Genomic DNA, 17,048 nt, shown 5'->3' on the forward strand with positions numbered 1-17,048 from the left:
AAATGAATTATTTAAATATAATCTCCAAAAACTTCAACCATTTTATTTCTCCAATTTTCAGGTAAATCCGCCCAAGTATCACCCCATTCTTCTGATTTTTTATAGGCTTGATATGGTTTTTCATATGTGGCTGTGTAACCAAGTTCTTGTTCCACATTATTTACCATCATAATTATTTTACCATTTTCGCCTAAAGCTTCGAAAATAGGTTGATTGAATCTTTCGGCATTGGGTTCATTTGAATCTTGATCATGAACTACTATTGGATTTATTCCCATTGATGTTAAGTACTTTACTAAACTAATAATAGCAGCTTTGCCTCTTGCTTTGATTATTTCAAAATCAGACAAAAGCTTTAAATATTTAGTCTTATCAAGCCTTTTTAGAGTTTCCTTAATTAAGATATCTTCAGTGTCACCTTCAATTATAACCACATATTTAGTAAAGAATATTCTTGAAATATAATTGTCTATTTTTAGAATCATCTTTACATAATGCTTTTCGTCAGCTTGTAGCTCTTTAAATTTCTCGCTAACACTAAAAGTATTACACTCAACATAATTCCCACAGCTATAAAGTCTATTTAATACTTGTTTAGGTTTTTTCGAGATGTCAATAATATAAGGAGAATGTGTGGACGCAATGATTTGAGAACTTTGAGAACTTAATTCATAAATAGCATCTCGCATTTGATTTGCAGCACTAGGATGTAAATAAGTTTCTGGCTCTTCAAAACATATAATTAAAGACCTAGTATGTTCATCTTCTTTTTGAGATAACCACATTTGTCTAAATCTAAGCATACCGAAAACGGCGGCTCTAACCATCCCTGTTCCTTGATTATCGACAGAGGTTCTTATGTTACTAGACATTTCAACATTAAAGGAAGGTTTTAAACTTGTAGGATCACTTAAGTTTGTAATTGCATGGAGCTTTGAATCTGGAAAGACAGATGATAAGATATTGTTTAAATCTTTCATCATTTTGCCAAACTCAGAATCTTCATCATTAGGGTCAAGTTCTTTTTCTAGATTTTTTAAATGAGTTTGTGCTTTCTCGAAATTATCAGAAGTTTCCCGCACTGTTTCAAAAAGTTCACTAAGTGTTTTACTTAAGACACCACTACCTGTTCCTTGTATTTCATGCATGCCTACGTCTACAGGAATTAATAGAAATCGAGGTAACATTTTTAGTACATTACCAGGAATGCCTCCTGGATTCTGAAACCAAGTTTCTTCATCAGAAATATCCCAAATCTCATCTATTTGTTCAAGCTTTTCTAATGCCGCCTTACTGACCCCTATACTCTTATCTAGATCTGGAAAAAATTGAGTCATTATTTCTTCTGACAAACCTTTATCTATATATTCTTGAGGCTTTTTACAGTCTGAATATTCTTCTTTTAGAATTCTTACTTTAGATTTAAATTCTACTATTACGTCTTTGCCTAATTCGTAGGTTTTTCTATAAATTACAGATAACCCAGTTTCTTGGCTACCATCTGGAATTTCATAGCTGAAAATTCGCCCTTTAAAGCCTCTCCAAATTCGTGCTTCTTCGGGGAGATTTCTAAATTCAGCTTCTAGTACTACAATATTAGTGTCAACCTTAGTTTCATTTGTATCTTCATCTAATATCGAATGATACTCGAATGTCGTAAGTTGTTTCTTTGCGGAAAGTAATGTTTCTATGGCTCTAATTACAGAACTTTTTCCACAATTGTTTTGACCAATTAGAAAGGTTGCATCTCCAAATAAAATTTCGATTTCTTTCAATCTTTTATATCCAGAAATTTTCAAAGAGTGTAGCTTCATAGTGTTATTCGTTTTGATATGTTTTTGTTAATTAGAAACAATTATACGAAAAATATTTCAACTATATAGCTAGAAAACAAATCCTCATTTAAGAATATCTTCTTTTTTGCCTAAAATGAATAATCAATGAACACAGACAATCCTTTTTACATTAAATCCGAACATTTACAATTCGTAGAATCCTTAATAAAACAATACTATGATTTTCATTCAAGTATGTTCATAGATGAAATCCAAAAAGGAGTTGAAAATAGTAACATAGGGTAAAAAACTTCTAAGATAGCCAAATTGATGAAGCAATGAAGAATTTATTGTAGTTATCAATCACAATTATAATGGGGATATTTTTTGAGAAATATAGATTTTATATACCCTACTCACATTTTATCCTCTATACTATATTGAAAAAAGAAAGGTTTATCATAAGGTTTTATTTCAATAAAAGTAATTTGATAATAAACGTTGATTATATCAATAAGTAGTTAATGAGTCGAATTTTTAATTTTTAATAAAAGATAAATTACTTTTTTTGTGTATTGTATTGATTAAGTCGTTAAATTTACGAAAAACAAACTGTTAATTAAAACTATAGATTATGAAAGACCAAATTTTCGAAGCGATTGAAAATCAAAACTTATTAGAATTTAACTATGAAGGATACTCTAGGACAGTTGAACCTCATTGTTATGGACTTACAACTAAAGGAAATGAAGCAATAAGAGCATATCAGGTTGATGGGTATAGTTCTTCTGGTAAAATGGGGTGGAAATTATATGATTTATCAAAAGCTGATAATTTAGAGATTTTAGATGATATTTTTGAAACAAGAGATGATTATAAGCGAGGGGATAAAGGAATGTCTAAAATTTTTATAGAAATCTAAATTTATGACTCAATGGGGCACTATACAAATAGGAATGAAAATTCTCCGATTCTATATTATAAAATAGAAGAAGATAATATAACTGTTTGGTTTAAGGGGGGAAATCGTATACTTATAGCTATAGAGAAGCAGGGAGAGGTCATGTTGAAGCAATGAAATCTTTATCTCTTAGTGGTTCTGGATTAAGTGCATATATTACGAGAAATGTGAGATTTGATTATGATTGAATATGAATAAATTATCTATTAATTTTGAAAATTGTTATGGTATTGGAAAATTAATAAAGGAGTTTGACCTCTCAACTTCAAATACTATACTCATATATGCTCCAAATGGAACAATGAAGACTTCGTTTGCTAACACCTTCGAATGTTTTGCTAAAGAGCCCCGAAAAATGCCTAAAGACAGGTTATACCTTGATAGAGAAACTATTTGTCAAATATTAATTGATGATATGGAAATAGAAAGTAGCTCTATTCTCGTAGTCAATGCAGAAAATAATTCTTTTGATAGAAGTGATAAGATAAGTTCCTTCATTGCAAGTAGATCATTAAAAGAAAAGTATGATGCTATTTATTCGGAGTTAAACTCTTTTAAAGATAAGTTCATAAAGGAGTTAAAGGTGATTTCTCAAAGTACAGATTGCGAGAGTGAGTTTATTACGACATTTTTGAGAGATAAGGATGACACATTTTTCACACTTCTTTTATTTATTCGAGAACAGCTTAGTAATAAATTTAAAAAATTTGACTTTAGGTATAATGATATATTTGATAAAAAAGGAAATGTTAAAAAATTCTTAGAGAAAAATCATGTTTTACTAAATGAATACTTTGAAAGTTATCAGGAACTTATATCAAACTCGACATTTTTTAAACAGTCTATTAACAATACCTTTGGAACACTACAAGCAAATGAAATAATAAAATCGACAGATGATAATGCTTTCTTTGAAGCAGGACATAAGCTCGTGTTAGATGGGAATATTGATATTGATTCTGCTGAAAAACTAAAAAAAATAGTAGAGGAAGAGATAAAAAAGATCATAAATGATGAGAATTTAAAGAAAACTTTCGATCGGGTTGATAAAGCTATTGGAGCAAATGTTGAGTTAAGAGCATTTAAAGTTGTAATAGAAAAAAACAATTTACTCTTAGTTGAATTACAGGATTATGAGGCTTTCAAAAAGAAAATCTGGATAAATTATTTTTCTGAACTTATAGATGATGTAGATATATTGATAAATCTTTATAATGAGAAAAAAGGAGAACTTGAAAAAATAGTAGAAGAGGCAAAAAAGGAGATCGATACATGGCAAACTATTATAGGAATCTTTAATTCAAGATTTTATGTCCCATTTAAAGTAAAACTCACAAACCAAGAAGATATAATATTAAAGCAAGAAACAGCAAACCTCGAATTTGAGTACAAAGATAAGACTGATGCTCTTCTAATTATAAAAGATAGAGCGGGGTTATTACAAGTTTTAAGCAAAGGAGAACAACGAGCATATTATATTCTTCAAGTTCTATTTGATATAGAAGCACGGAAATCTCTAAATACAGAAAGTCTGTTAGTCTTCGATGATATTGCAGATTCTTTTGATTATAAAAACAAATATGCAATAATAGAATACCTCAAAGATGTCCATGAATCTAATCTATTTAAATCAATTATCTTAACTCATAATTTTGATTTTTATAGAACTGTTTCATCTCGTTTAAATTTGGGGGGAGCTGTATTGATGTCTATAAAAGATAAAAATCGTGAAATTAGATTGGTTAGAGGACAATACCGAAAAGATGTATTTAGCCATTTTACACAGAATGCCAATGATGTGAAAGTTTTCATTAGTTTAATATCATTTGTCCGAAATATAGTTGAATATATAAAAGGTCAAGAATCAGATGATTATAAAAGTTTAACTTGTTGTTTGCATATAAAAGATAAAAGCACAGGTATAAAAGCTAATGATATATTAAACATATATAAGACTAATCTAAATAATTGTATAGATATTTCTATTGATTTTGGTGATAAAAATATAATTGAATTAACCTTAGATACTGCTGAAAATATTGTATTAGAAAATGCTATAGATGAAATTTTACTAGAAAATAAGATCGTTTTATCTATTGCTATACGCTTAAAAGCAGAATTGTACATGAAAAGATTTCTGCCTGAATTTGATTCTAATATTTTAAGATCAAATCAAACGAGAGAACTATTTAAAGAATTTAAGAAGAATAATGGTGAAAAGGATATTCTTTTAGTATTGGACAAAGTGAATCTGATGACTCCAGAAAATATTCATATGAACGCCTTTATGTATGAACCATTAATTGATATGTCTGTTGGACATTTGACTAGTCTATATAATGAGATAAAAAAATTGCAATAAATGTCAACAATAAAATTAAATCAACAACTCAATCGAGTTGAAATAAAAGAATTTGAAATAGGAAATTCCATCGTATTTAATTACTTCAATAATATTCCAGCAAATGAACGAGATGGAAAACTTCTACGTGCAATATATATAGGAGTGTTGGCAATGATGGAGGATCGAATTTCGGCATTTCTTTCTAAAACTTCTAATGAATTGGGAACAGAATTAGAAAGTTTAAAAATGATTTTCGAGATGAAAAAAGAACTTTTCTATAAAAGTACAATTAAAGGAATACTTGCGGAAGATGAAATTGCGGAATATTTAAATAGTTATTTTCAAGAAAAGAAACTGAAAGATAAAGCAGTATTAACAGGGAATACTACAGGACTCCTAAATAAAAATAAAACAGGGGATATAATATGTGAAATTGATGGAAGTAATGAACTCAAAATTGTTCTTGAATGCAAGTTTGATAAGAGTATAAAACTAGGAGATATAGAATCGAAAGATATTTTTACCCGAAAAACTGATACCGCATGGAGTCAATTGATAGAATCAAAGGCTAATCGAGATGCTAAAGTTAGTATTATTGTTTTGGATATATCATTAATTGATAATTCAATATTACGGAATTTCGATAATGTTGGATTCATTCCATCAGTAGGTTTTGTTTGTATAATTGACTCACAAAAAGGAGACTATTCTAATCTTGCTATTGCATATATGCTAGCTAGGGATATTGCAGTCAATGCTAAAGATGTTGAACTGGATAAAGATTTATTGGCGATTCTTATTAATCGAATAATAAAAGACACCAATGAAGTTCTTACGATAAAAAGTTTAGTCCTAAATAATATAGAAAATAATAAAGCAATATTACGACAACTAGAAAAGTCATTACTTTTAGTAGAATTTAATCAAGAGTATATGAAAAAATTTCTGGAAGAAGGAACGCTATCTAAAAAAGACCTATTAGATTTTTATATGGCAGAGGATGTTAAGGACAAATACAAATTGATAGAAAAAGAAATAAAAGAAATTTGACATTTTTTGAAGGATATTATTTTCCAAATAATACTTTTATATACCATCTTCAAATTTTTCCCTCAATATATCAATCACATTATATGGGGATCATTTATTAAAACATTATGATACAAAGAATATATTGGGGTTTAGAGTCAAGTCTATCAAACTAGTTGCCTAAAATACAGTGTCTTTTTTTCTTGATGTTTTTTTTTACGAATATTGAAATATATAATAAATGAAGGCTATAACCGAACCGATTTATCAACTACCCCTTCCTGCAAGTTATTATCAAATAGCGGAACCCTATCTAAATAAATATTTTAATATTGAAAGAAGAAATATAAATAAACAGATATTTGCAGCAGTAGCAGAATCCTCCGAACAAATACCATCAGAAGACTTCTATAACCAAGATCATTTAGAGTTTCTAATAAAACATGATTTAAAAATAGAGTTTGAAGTCTATAATCCACAAATAATAAGTGAGTGGCTTAAAATATATAATATTACAGAAAAAGTTGAATTTAATACTACAATAATAATCGCAACTCACTTTTATATTCAAATTACTAAAGCCCCAAGTTTAGAAGATAATGATTTGGAAAGAGTCTACATGGAAGACCGAGACATTTATAAACACTATGTTCGTCCAGATATGCTTCAACTTTATAGCTTTATTAATGACTGGAAGAAAACTCCAACAGAAGCTCCCATTACAATAATTTGTGGAAATAAGAAGTTACAACTAGACAATAAATCGAATTGGATATTCACAGCAATAAATAATCATTTAGAGCAATACCTAAGAGGAATTAAAAATGTTGACCAAGCTCAGCTAGAATTAGAAGAAAAGTACTCTAAGAAAACAGGTCGAAAATCCAATAAATTCCAGAATATATTAATTAATGGAATAGACAAGCTATTCCAAGACTTAACAAATAACACTGAAATAAGCAACGAGCAATGTCGATTTGTGAGGGATTATTTGAAATATGTGGATATGCCTATCTCAGAAGAAGAATTTGATCATGAAGATGATATAAAAAACATAAGATCAAGAATTCGATATTTACGAAAGTTAGACTATCAAGCAAATTGGATAGATGAAAATAATCTACCATATGCATTTGAATATTGGTAACGAGAAGATTTAGTCTTCTCGTTTTTTTATTTTAATAATTTGCTTATCTCTAGTGATATAAAAAATAACCTCCATTTTAACATCAATTCTTTTCCTATCGACCCCTTCGTATTACCCCACTTTTGCACTGCGTTTCAGAAAAAATACTGAATGCAAGTGCTCTTTGACGTATTGTCTATTTTCCTATTTAAATACCATACTATATGAGGTAGAAAACGAATCTCATTTTAACTATTGTTGTTTTCCTATCAAAGTTTTCAAAGTCACACATCTTTGTATCGTAATCATAACGATAAATGTTACAGCGGTCTTTGAAATACTGAAACAAAAACAAACTTCTAAAAAATTGGCATCGAGTTTTTCAGAATAAGTTCTATCGGTGCAATAAAATGAGCTAAGAACGAGAAGGCGCTAAAGTTCGAAGCTACGAAAAAACAATTTTATAAATATTAAAAAATAAATTAAGATGTCCACAAATAATTTTTCTTTAGACTTGAATTTTGTAGCTGAATCTGAATTATTTACCGTAAATAAAAATGAAGAATCTTGTAAAAAGCTACAAGAGGTGATGGAAGAGGGTGCTCGATTGATAATTAAGGCTTACACAGATAAAAAAGGTTATCCTACTTTTTGGATTGAAGCTATTCATCAAAAAAGAACTGATACATTCTCAGTTCCCGCTTACAACTTAATTATGCAAACTGTTTATAACTATCTCCGCAAAGGAACTATAGCAGAAATAAACTTTGTAGAAGGAGACTATGAGAAAAGTAAAACAGAAATGAACTTCTCTTTAAGATTATTTAAGGCAGAAGTTGAAAATGGAATTCGAATCAATACAGTTTCTGCATTTAAAGGAAGCAAGTATTTAAAAGCAATGACAAATCATAAGAAAGGGCAAATCCATTACAACTTAGAGCGAAACGAAGAGTTTGAAGGTTATCTTCTGGAAAAGAACCTTATTTAATAAAAGTGGGGAGCAACAGGCTCCCCATTAAATTTTTAACCACAAAAAAATAAAATAATGAAAAAGCCAGATCCTATAAAAATAAATAAAGGTCAATATCTTAAAGATGTTTTGCCCGAAATACCCACTAATACTATTTTAAATAAAACCCTTACAGGATTAGGTGCAACATACGGAGAACTTAAATCTGATAGGCATTCTATAATAATAGAACCTAACGTCCCTGTTATAGTCGGGAAAATGAAAGATAAAAAGCATAAAAATATTTTCGGGGTTTATGAAGGAATATATGCAGAAGATATTTTAAATTATCTAGAGAAAAATAATGGTAAGCATAAGTTTAAAATATTGACTACTCCTGAGAGTTTAAGAAAAGTCAAAGATGCTTTTTTTGAATTTGGGATGAATATTTACAAAGAATGTTTCTTATTATTCGATGAGTGTCAGAAAATAGTTCAAGATGTTTGCTACAGACAGGATATAGCCTTACCAATAGATGATTTTTTCAGATTTGAGAATAAGGCTTTTGTCTCTGCAACACCGATATATCCAAAAGACCCAAGATTTAAAAAACAGGGCTTTCAGATATTAGAGATTGAACCAACATTTGATTTTAAAAAGCAAATGTATCTCGTTACTACAAATAATGCGTTGCAGGCACTAAAGACGGTTTTAGAAACACTTTGCAAAAATAATTACTCTAAAGATGAAGAAAGGGATATTTGCATATTCTTAAATTCAACAGATACAATTGAGGCGATCATTAAGCAGTTAGAAATAATAAGTGAATCTACAGTTTTTTGTTCCGAGAAGAGCGTTAAGAAATTAAATAAGCGAGGATTTAAATCGGCATATGAACATTGGGATAAAAAGAAGATGAAGAAATACAACTTCTTTACTAGTCGTTTTTATTCAGCTTTCGATATTGAACTCGATGAAGCAGTAGACTTGATAATGATAAGTGATTTGTTTTATGCAGAACATTCAATGATTGACCCTAACACCGAAGCTCCTCAGATAATCGGGAGATTCAGAAAAGAGAACGGAGTTGCAAATATTGTTCATATTACCAACCTTAAGTCTGATTTACCAGTACGAACTAGGGAAGAGTTGCAACTATATCTTGATTGTAGTGAATCTATATACAATAAGATATATGAATTACACAATACAACCTCTGATTTAAGTTATAGACAAGCTTATAAAGCTGCATTAGCTGTAATACCCTATTCTAAATATATAGATAAAAACGGAAAAAAGAACTATTTTGCATTAGAGAACTATATAGATGAAGAGATAGTTAAGGGGTTCTATAACAATTCCCAATTTCTACTACAAGCTTATAAATCAAGTAATCGATTTGAAATCAATTATCAGCCAGTTTACTTTCCTTTAGGAGACTTTGAGCGATTACAACGAGAGCGAGATAATAAAAGTCTGAAAGAAAGAAATATCGAAACAGTTCGACAACTTGACCTTTTAATGGAGAGTGGAGATTATAACTCCGAAACTATACAAGAATATAGAAACGAACTTTATAAATATAATAAGTTATACGTTGAAGCATATGAATTTATTGGAAAGGAAGGAATTATAAAACTTAATTATTCGAGACCAAAAATAAGGGAAGCTATGATATTAAAAAAATATAAAGATGGAGTTTCTGGTTTAGGATTTCAAGAATTGCTTGTAAATTCATTTGTTGTAGGAAAAAAATATACTCGCAAATTCATAAAAGAAGAATTGAGTCGGATTTATTCAATATTTGAGATCAAACCCAAAAGGAAAATAACAGCAGAGACAATTCGTGAGTATTTTGAAGTAATAGAAGTTAAACAAAAAGGAGATGCAGCTTTTCAATTAATGGCTAGGTTATAAATTGACTGGTGAATTAAAGATCGTTACATATAATAATTAATATGCCCTCTTCCAAAGTATTTCTATTGAAATATTGAGTGAAGAGGGCTTCTGTTTTGGTATAACGATATCTCAGATCTCTTTAATTTTTTGTTATATTTGATAAATATAATATGACAAACTTAAATAACTATGGCAGATGCTTTAACTGTTGATGATATTGTCCTTGATGAAAGCAATAAACTGTTTTTTAATGCAGCAAAATTAGTTTTAGAAACAGAGAAGCAAATTATCTATCTTACAGGAAAAGCGGGAACTGGTAAAACCACTTTTCTTAAATTTATAAGACAAAGTTTTAAAGGGAATTGTGTGGTTCTTGCATCCACTGGAATAGCAGCGATTAATGCAGGGGGGCAGACAATTCATTCATTCTTTAAATTGAATTATGCTCCTTGTCCTCCCGATGATACAAGATTATCTCCACCTGAAATTTATGACGTTTTAAAATATAAAAAAGATCATATTGAACTAATTAATAATTTATCATTAATTATATTAGATGAGGTTTCTATGGTTAGAGGTGATGTGTTGGATTCTATAGATCGAGTTCTAAAAGTATATAGGAAGAATAAAGCACCATTTGGAGGAGTTAAAATCTTACTGATTGGAGATACTTTCCAGTTGCCTCCAGTAGTAGATGACTCTACATGGAATGTTTTAAAACTTTTTTATCCTACGCCTTATTTTTTTAGCTCTATTGTATATTCTAATTGTAATCCTATATACCTAGAACTAGAAAAGCCATATAGACAAAGCGAATTGGAATTTATTAATATTCTAAATAAAATCAGAGTTAATAAAATATCAGATGAAGAATTGAGCCTTTTAAATCAAAGAGTATCCCCAATTGCTGTATCGGATATTCAAGAAGGCAAAGAAGAACCCATTTTATTAGCTCCAACAAATTATCTAGTTAATAATTATAATACTTCGAGATTTGAAGTCCTAACATCGGATATATATCCTTTTGAAGGAGTAGTTCAGGGAGATTTTCCTGAAAAAATGATGATGGCAGAAAAGATGCTGAAGCTAAGAGTTGGCGCACAAGTTATGATCCTGAGAAATAAAAGGAGAGAGGGTTCTCTAGAATATGAATATCACAATGGAGCAATAGGGATTATTGAGAAAATAAATTTAGAACTAAAAACTATTACAGTTAAATTGTCACAGAAAACAGTAGAAATAGAAACTGTTATATGGGAAAATTTGGAATATACATGGAGTAAAGAAGAGAAAAGATGTAGAATAAAAGTAAAAGGAACATATGTACAAATTCCTCTAAAGTTGGCATGGGCAATTACGATACACAAGAGCCAAGGTTTAACTTTTGATAATGTCAATGCTGATCTTGCAAATTGCTTCGATTATGGTCAGGTATATGTTGCATTAAGTCGATGTAGGAAATTGAGTGGTCTAAAGCTGAAGTCTCCCATTCAAAGAAATGCAATCAAAACAGATCATAGGATATTAAGTTTTGTTGAAACAAAAACCCCTCATACATTAATTGTAGAAGAACTCCAAAAAGGAAAGGCTGATGGTTTGTATAAAAAGACTAGACAAGCTTTAGATAATAATTTCGTTGAAGAAATGTTTGATTCCTTAAATGAAGCAATTAAAATTAGAGATGATAGAGGCACCCCCGAATTTAAAAGATATATAAAAACGAAACTACAACAATTTCATGATAACAAAAATAAAGTAATAAGACAAAGTGAAATGATCGGCTATCTAGAGACTGATATTCTTTGTCTTGAAGAAGCAGAGTCTATCTTAACAAGTGAAGTAGACGATTTAAACGAAGAATACCAAAAGCTAATAGATGTAGTCGTATCTCAAAAACAAGAGTCAGCTAAAATAATTAAGAACTTATCAACTTCTGAGCAACAACTTAAGCGAGAGAATAATGAATTAAAAGAGAAAGTTCGGGATTCGACATTAAGAATCAACGAGCAAAATGAAAAATATGAAAATTTAAAGAAAGAATTTACAATAAAGGATATTTTATTAGAATCAGTTAGGGATAAACTTTTCAAAATGGAAGGATCTTTAAATAAGGAGATATTAGAACTAAAAAAACAATTAAGTGATGCTTCTATAGAAATATGTATTCTTCAAAATGTTACTTGGTGGCAAAAACTTTTCACAAAGAGACATCTCTAATTATGATACTTCGTATTTGTATTATATAGGTAGATATTTTTCAAGAAATAATACTTTTATAATCCACTTTTAGATTTTATCCTAGTTGAACATTGATTGAATCAGAAATACATATAATCTTAAAATAAACTCATTACAAAATTCTAAAAATATATTTTACGCGCTGTACGGTCGTGTTAGCAATTCTACGCCCCCATCCATCAGATTGGAAAGTAATATTTTAGGCACAACGGTATAGGAGCGAACAACCCTAAATTTAGAGAAACATCTTGAACAAAATAAGCTAACCTATAATACTTTATAGCTAAACCCAAAAAGTTGAGAAGAATCCGAAAACTTTAAGCAAACCCATACTGCCTAAAACCAATTACAATCCAAACATCCCAATAAGAGAGCCATAGACTTTAACTAGTCTGTGGTTCTTTTCATTTATAAACCCTTTAATCACTAACAAGATATGGATGCAAACGATCTGATAGAAGCTAAAGTTTACGTTGGAACATATAAGAAATACAATGAAGGCTCACTATTTGGTAAATGGCTAGAATTATCAAATTACACAGACAAAGAAGAATTCTATCAAGATTGCCTAGAACTACATGAGGATGAACAAGATCCCGAACTGATGTTTCAAGACTATGAAGGAATACCACAAGGATTGATTAATGAGAGTTGGATAAGCGAAGCCATTTTTGAACTGATCCATAAAGCCAATGATATAAACGATTTCGATGCTTTCCTTTCATTTCTTGATCTTACAGGATACAATTTAGAAGATGAAGAAATAAGCTACTTAGTTCAAAAATTCAGAGATAGTTTCTATGGGAAATTCATTAATGAAGAAGCATTTGCCAGTTTGTTAGTCGAAGATGGGTATTTAGGAGATATACCAGACAATATAAAACACTATATAAACTACGGAAGTATAGCTAATGATCTATTCACTACAGACTATCATTACGACAATGAAACAAACGCAGTTTTTAGTCGGAATTATTGATTTAAAATATTTTGATTGGACATGCTTTTCAGCTAAATTTGTGACAATTCCTAAAAGTCAAAGAGTTGATATTGGAAGGACATTTTATTTACGGAAAGCGTTAACGTATTATCCTTGATTTGAAAATCTCGACAATTTTTAATCACCCAAGGATAGTAGCAAATAGCTTTCCACGTCATTGTACATATATACCAGAGAAGGTTTTATATAAACATGGGCGTGGGAGCATTTGTCTATTATCGGTGTGATTGGGCAGTCGAGAGCCTTCAAATCAGATAGTAGTTCAAGTGCCTCACGCTTTTTTATGTTTATAATCGTCATCCAAGGGCACAGGAAGGCACAAAACCAAACTATTTATGAAGAAAATTATTTTCAGTATTTTTTTATTGAGCCTTTCAGTACACATGTCTCCACTAAAGGCAATAAACATTCAAACTATTTCTACACAACAAAGTGGTCATGTCATTGAAACATCCGCTTTTAAAGTAGGAGATGAATACGGTCGAACTGTCCAAATCCGAATGAATTCCGATTCATATGGTCGTTATTTTACTGTTATTAAGGTGCAGGGAATGTCATGTGATCCTATTATAGTCACAAGAACAAAAAATAACACCTATTTTTCTCACAGCTTTGTCTATGGGAGTATTACTTATTATCTAAATCTTAATTTATAATTAGCATGAAAAAACAGTTATATATATTATTGCTGTGGCTTTGTGCTTATTCTGTACATGCACAAGGCTACATTCCTTTACCTCAATTTAATTATACTCCATTAGATACACAAGGACATATTATTCAGTCATCTGTTTTAGAGAATGGAAATTATATTGCAAGAGTGAAGTATTATAATAGTAATACGAATACAGAATCTACTTATACTTTGAACGTTAATATTGTGAATGATAAAGTTGTCAGAATATACTTTGGTAATGGCGGATATATCCAAGTCGGAAGTAACAATTATACAGGAGGAAGTTTGAATTTCTATACAGATCAATACGGAAATCTAGATAGTGCAGATACCACTGTTAAGATCTATCGAAATGGGAGATATGAATATTACTATGTTGAATTATAATACAAATTAAAATGAAACAGGTAATTATATTATTTACTCTATTAATGTTTGGTTCTTATATACAGGCACAAGAAGGAAATTCTAAAGTTAATTATAATGTACGATATATTTTTGATGAAAAAGGCGATATATATAGAAGTGAAGCTAATCTTCAATTTGCATTAGGTAATTTATACGTACATCGGAATAACTATACAAAGAATTGGAAATGCGATTATAAAGGAATCATCAAAAAGGACGATAATAAAGCATCCTTCTATTATCATCATTATTATTTACCGACAAAAAATATACATATGTATATCAGTAAGATTAAAGAAGTAAAGCACGAAGGCATATTTTATTATAGAATTATTTTCGACGGTCAAACACAATTAGCATTATAATATGAAGGCACTAGCAACAATAGTAGGAATAGTAAGTTACTTTATTCTATCATGGATAGTAAAAGATATTTGGTATTCAATGGATAGAATAGAAGCTAAACCACATGAGGTAGAGTTATATTCAGCTACCATAGCTACAATATTATCAGCTTTGATTACCCAACTTATACGTTATGATTTTAATACGAATAGAATTGATATAACACCGATAATGGGAGGAATAGTGCTTTTCATTATTACTTATGGTATAATATTCTTACCTATATCAATGGGTTTAGCTATTTTATTCAATATCATAAATATAGCATTCATCGTTTATTTTGCTGTATTCTATGAAGAGTAATATAGTATATAATTATATTGAAATATTGAATAGTAAAGGATTTGCTCCTCAATTAAAAGGGGAGCATATTAACTTTCTGATTGAAGATACTCTAATGTCTATAACTAGAATCGATCGGTTCAGATATAAGTTAATGATCCCTGATGTTACCAATACAGAGAGAAAGAACAAAGCTTATATCCAAAAGCTAATAAACGAAACATACGAAGATTGCCAAAATGGAGTTAAAATAACTATTGAGTCAGATACAGTTAATATGTTTGTCATAGGTCATATTTACCCTAAAGAAGAATTCAAAAATAGTTTTAATCACTACATGGAGATATTACAAGACACTTATAATGTTTTCATGCAGAAAATCATCAATCGATATGAAACTAATTAACAATATAAATCGAATCAGAGGTCTCATTTTCGGGCAAGCAATTGGTGATGGCTTAGGTCTAGCCTCAGAGTTTATGACTCGAAATGAGGTTTTACACTTTTATCCAAACGGAATAAAAGGTTACGATGATATAATTCAAGACAAACATAGAAGTCGTTGGCAAAAAGGAGCATGGACGGACGACACAGATCAGATGCTTTGTATTCTTAATAGTCTATTGGAAAAGAAGTCTATTGACTTAAAAAATATAGCTCAACGCTTTGTTGAATGGAAAAAGTCAAATGGTATGGGAATAGGAAGGCACACTAACAATATCCTATCTGTTGGTAACTATGCAGATGAACCAATAAAAGTAGCTCAACTTATTTGGAATATGTCAGGCATGAAATCAGCCCCTAATGGAGCTATTATGCGAACCTCAATAGTTGGGTGTTGGAATTATTCTAATTGGGAACAAGTCCGCATAAATACAGAAAATATTTGCAAACTCACCCATTATGACCCTCGCTGTGTTGGCTCATGTGTGATTATAAGCTATATAGTTAGCCAAACTATACAGGATAAAACAATATTAAAATCTGATATTTTAAATATAGGTGATCAATATGACTCACGAATAGCAGAATATATAGAATTATCCTATCAGTCAGATGTTAACTTGTTGAAACTGGATGAAGAGAGCAAAATAGGATATACCTTGAAAACACTTAGTGCAGCATTATGGGCATATAATTATGCACCAGATTTCCATTTAGGACTAAGACTTATAATAGAACAAGGTGGAGATGCAGATACCAACGGAGCAGTGGCAGGAGCGTTATTAGGTCTGAAATTTGGCTATATAGATATACCAAAGAACTTAAAAGAAAAGCTCATAGGAAAAGATATACTTGAATATCAATCAGACCAATTCATTAATCTTATTTGCGAAAATTGATACGATTTAACTATCACTTTTACCAAGAGCATATTTTTCAAGAAATAATACTTTTATAGTACCTCTCTAAATTATATCCATTAATATTAAAATTTAAAAGTATATGAATGATAAAGTGAAAATTTTACTGTTACTGATACCTATTACAATACTTGTTTCATGTTTAGAATCGAAAAAACGATCCGAACCCTTACTCGAAGTGAACACTAATAATTATATTTTAAGTTCAGCTAAGGAGTTGGAGCAAGAAAAATCAATACAAATCTATTTACCAAAATACAATGATTCGATAACGTTAAGATTAGGTCGTGACTATCCAAATGGGACAAGAATTGAAGCCATAAAAGGAAATCATAAAGAGAATTTAATATTCTCAATTTTACCCAATACGAGATCTAACTTTTTTGATGAATATGGTTATTTAAATGAGGAGTATTATATTCAGATGTCTTGTGTTGATTTAGACAAAGATGCTGTAAGCGAAATTGTTGTTTCAATTGGAAACAAAGCAGCAGAATTGGAAAGCTATATATTCCAAATCCAAGATTCAGATACAACTCCATTTGAATATATAGGATACGTTTATAAATAAGTAGTTTGAAGTATATTTATA

Annotated in this window: 16 protein-coding genes; 15 read left to right on the plus strand and 1 reads right to left on the minus strand. The window is 30.0% G+C overall.

Features of this window, described 5'->3' with window-relative positions; translation table 11 throughout:
- Positions 1-11 precede the first annotated feature (11 nt).
- Positions 12-1,814: an AAA family ATPase gene (locus G7050_RS08625; protein ID WP_166113987.1), complete on the minus strand. Its 1,803-nt coding sequence runs from the start codon at positions 1,812-1,814 to the stop codon at positions 12-14.
- A 595-nt stretch (positions 1,815-2,409) separates the two neighbouring features.
- On the opposite strand from G7050_RS08625, the gene G7050_RS08630 reads away from it, so the two are divergent.
- From G7050_RS08630 to G7050_RS08700, 15 genes are all read left to right on the plus strand, one after another.
- On the plus strand, positions 2,410-2,697 hold the full coding sequence (locus G7050_RS08630; protein ID WP_166113990.1) for a WYL domain-containing protein: 288 nt from the start codon (positions 2,410-2,412) through the stop codon (positions 2,695-2,697).
- Between the two features lie 229 nt (positions 2,698-2,926).
- On the plus strand, positions 2,927-5,098 hold the full coding sequence (locus G7050_RS08635) for a hypothetical protein (protein ID WP_166113993.1): 2,172 nt from the start codon (positions 2,927-2,929) through the stop codon (positions 5,096-5,098).
- Positions 5,099-6,130, plus strand: coding sequence for a hypothetical protein (locus G7050_RS08640; RefSeq protein WP_166113996.1), 1,032 nt, complete (start codon positions 5,099-5,101; stop codon positions 6,128-6,130).
- A 220-nt stretch (positions 6,131-6,350) separates the two neighbouring features.
- Complete coding sequence (locus G7050_RS08645; protein ID WP_166113999.1) at positions 6,351-7,256, plus strand: hypothetical protein; 906 nt, start codon at positions 6,351-6,353, stop codon at positions 7,254-7,256.
- Positions 7,257-7,722: 466 nt separating this feature from the next.
- A complete protein-coding gene (locus tag G7050_RS08650; RefSeq protein ID WP_166114002.1) occupies positions 7,723-8,223 on the plus strand; it encodes a hypothetical protein in 501 nt (166 codons plus the stop codon).
- 57 nt (positions 8,224-8,280) lie between these two features.
- Positions 8,281-10,101, plus strand: coding sequence for a hypothetical protein (locus G7050_RS08655; protein ID WP_166114005.1), 1,821 nt, complete (start codon positions 8,281-8,283; stop codon positions 10,099-10,101).
- A 171-nt stretch (positions 10,102-10,272) separates the two neighbouring features.
- Complete coding sequence (locus tag G7050_RS08660; protein WP_166114008.1) at positions 10,273-12,300, plus strand: ATP-dependent RecD-like DNA helicase; 2,028 nt, start codon at positions 10,273-10,275, stop codon at positions 12,298-12,300.
- Between the two features lie 457 nt (positions 12,301-12,757).
- Entirely contained in the window at positions 12,758-13,300 is a 543-nt protein-coding gene (locus G7050_RS08665; protein WP_166114011.1) for an antirestriction protein ArdA, read from the plus strand.
- 356 nt (positions 13,301-13,656) lie between these two features.
- Positions 13,657-13,977 (plus strand): hypothetical protein, encoded by a 321-nt coding sequence (locus tag G7050_RS08670; protein ID WP_166114014.1) that lies wholly within the window; start codon positions 13,657-13,659, stop codon positions 13,975-13,977.
- A gap of 5 nt (positions 13,978-13,982) precedes the next feature.
- Positions 13,983-14,384 (plus strand): hypothetical protein, encoded by a 402-nt coding sequence (locus G7050_RS08675; protein ID WP_166114017.1) that lies wholly within the window; start codon positions 13,983-13,985, stop codon positions 14,382-14,384.
- Positions 14,385-14,395: 11 nt separating this feature from the next.
- Positions 14,396-14,770: a hypothetical protein gene (locus G7050_RS08680; protein WP_166114020.1), complete on the plus strand. Its 375-nt coding sequence runs from the start codon at positions 14,396-14,398 to the stop codon at positions 14,768-14,770.
- A gap of 1 nt (position 14,771) precedes the next feature.
- Positions 14,772-15,113, plus strand: coding sequence for a hypothetical protein (locus G7050_RS08685; protein ID WP_166114023.1), 342 nt, complete (start codon positions 14,772-14,774; stop codon positions 15,111-15,113).
- Positions 15,103-15,498, plus strand: a complete 396-nt coding sequence (locus tag G7050_RS08690; RefSeq protein WP_166114026.1) for a hypothetical protein — start codon at positions 15,103-15,105, stop codon at positions 15,496-15,498. Before G7050_RS08685 ends, G7050_RS08690 begins: the two co-directional genes overlap by 11 nt.
- Entirely contained in the window at positions 15,485-16,435 is a 951-nt protein-coding gene (locus tag G7050_RS08695) for an ADP-ribosylglycohydrolase family protein (RefSeq protein WP_166114029.1), read from the plus strand. The genes G7050_RS08690 and G7050_RS08695 overlap by 14 nt, the downstream gene beginning before the upstream one ends.
- 103 nt (positions 16,436-16,538) lie before the next feature.
- Positions 16,539-17,027, plus strand: a complete 489-nt coding sequence (locus tag G7050_RS08700) for a hypothetical protein (protein WP_166114032.1) — start codon at positions 16,539-16,541, stop codon at positions 17,025-17,027.
- The last annotated feature ends 21 nt before the right edge of the window (positions 17,028-17,048 follow it).

The sequence above is a fragment of the Dysgonomonas sp. HDW5A genome, assembly GCF_011299555.1.
Classification (GTDB): Bacteria; Bacteroidota; Bacteroidia; order Bacteroidales; family Dysgonomonadaceae; genus Dysgonomonas_A.

Excerpts from the sequence above, each read along its gene's own strand:
- G7050_RS08665 (WP_166114011.1), top strand. The coding sequence starts at position 12,758 with ATGGATGCAAACGATCTGATAGAAGCTAAAGTTTACGTTGGAACATAT.
- G7050_RS08650 (WP_166114002.1), top strand. The coding sequence starts at position 7,723 with ATGTCCACAAATAATTTTTCTTTAGACTTGAATTTTGTAGCTGAATCT.
- G7050_RS08655 (WP_166114005.1), top strand. The coding sequence starts at position 8,281 with ATGAAAAAGCCAGATCCTATAAAAATAAATAAAGGTCAATATCTTAAA.
- G7050_RS08640 (WP_166113996.1), top strand. The coding sequence starts at position 5,099 with ATGTCAACAATAAAATTAAATCAACAACTCAATCGAGTTGAAATAAAA.
- G7050_RS08625 (WP_166113987.1), bottom strand. The coding sequence starts at position 1,814 with ATGAAGCTACACTCTTTGAAAATTTCTGGATATAAAAGATTGAAAGAA.
- G7050_RS08645 (WP_166113999.1), top strand. The coding sequence starts at position 6,351 with ATGAAGGCTATAACCGAACCGATTTATCAACTACCCCTTCCTGCAAGT.
- G7050_RS08635 (WP_166113993.1), top strand. The coding sequence starts at position 2,927 with ATGAATAAATTATCTATTAATTTTGAAAATTGTTATGGTATTGGAAAA.
- G7050_RS08660 (WP_166114008.1), top strand. The coding sequence starts at position 10,273 with ATGGCAGATGCTTTAACTGTTGATGATATTGTCCTTGATGAAAGCAAT.
- G7050_RS08690 (WP_166114026.1), top strand. The coding sequence starts at position 15,103 with ATGAAGAGTAATATAGTATATAATTATATTGAAATATTGAATAGTAAA.
- G7050_RS08695 (WP_166114029.1), top strand. The coding sequence starts at position 15,485 with ATGAAACTAATTAACAATATAAATCGAATCAGAGGTCTCATTTTCGGG.
- G7050_RS08685 (WP_166114023.1), top strand. The coding sequence starts at position 14,772 with ATGAAGGCACTAGCAACAATAGTAGGAATAGTAAGTTACTTTATTCTA.
- G7050_RS08670 (WP_166114014.1), top strand. The coding sequence starts at position 13,657 with ATGAAGAAAATTATTTTCAGTATTTTTTTATTGAGCCTTTCAGTACAC.
- G7050_RS08675 (WP_166114017.1), top strand. The coding sequence starts at position 13,983 with ATGAAAAAACAGTTATATATATTATTGCTGTGGCTTTGTGCTTATTCT.
- G7050_RS08700 (WP_166114032.1), top strand. The coding sequence starts at position 16,539 with ATGAATGATAAAGTGAAAATTTTACTGTTACTGATACCTATTACAATA.
- G7050_RS08630 (WP_166113990.1), top strand. The coding sequence starts at position 2,410 with ATGAAAGACCAAATTTTCGAAGCGATTGAAAATCAAAACTTATTAGAA.
- G7050_RS08680 (WP_166114020.1), top strand. The coding sequence starts at position 14,396 with ATGAAACAGGTAATTATATTATTTACTCTATTAATGTTTGGTTCTTAT.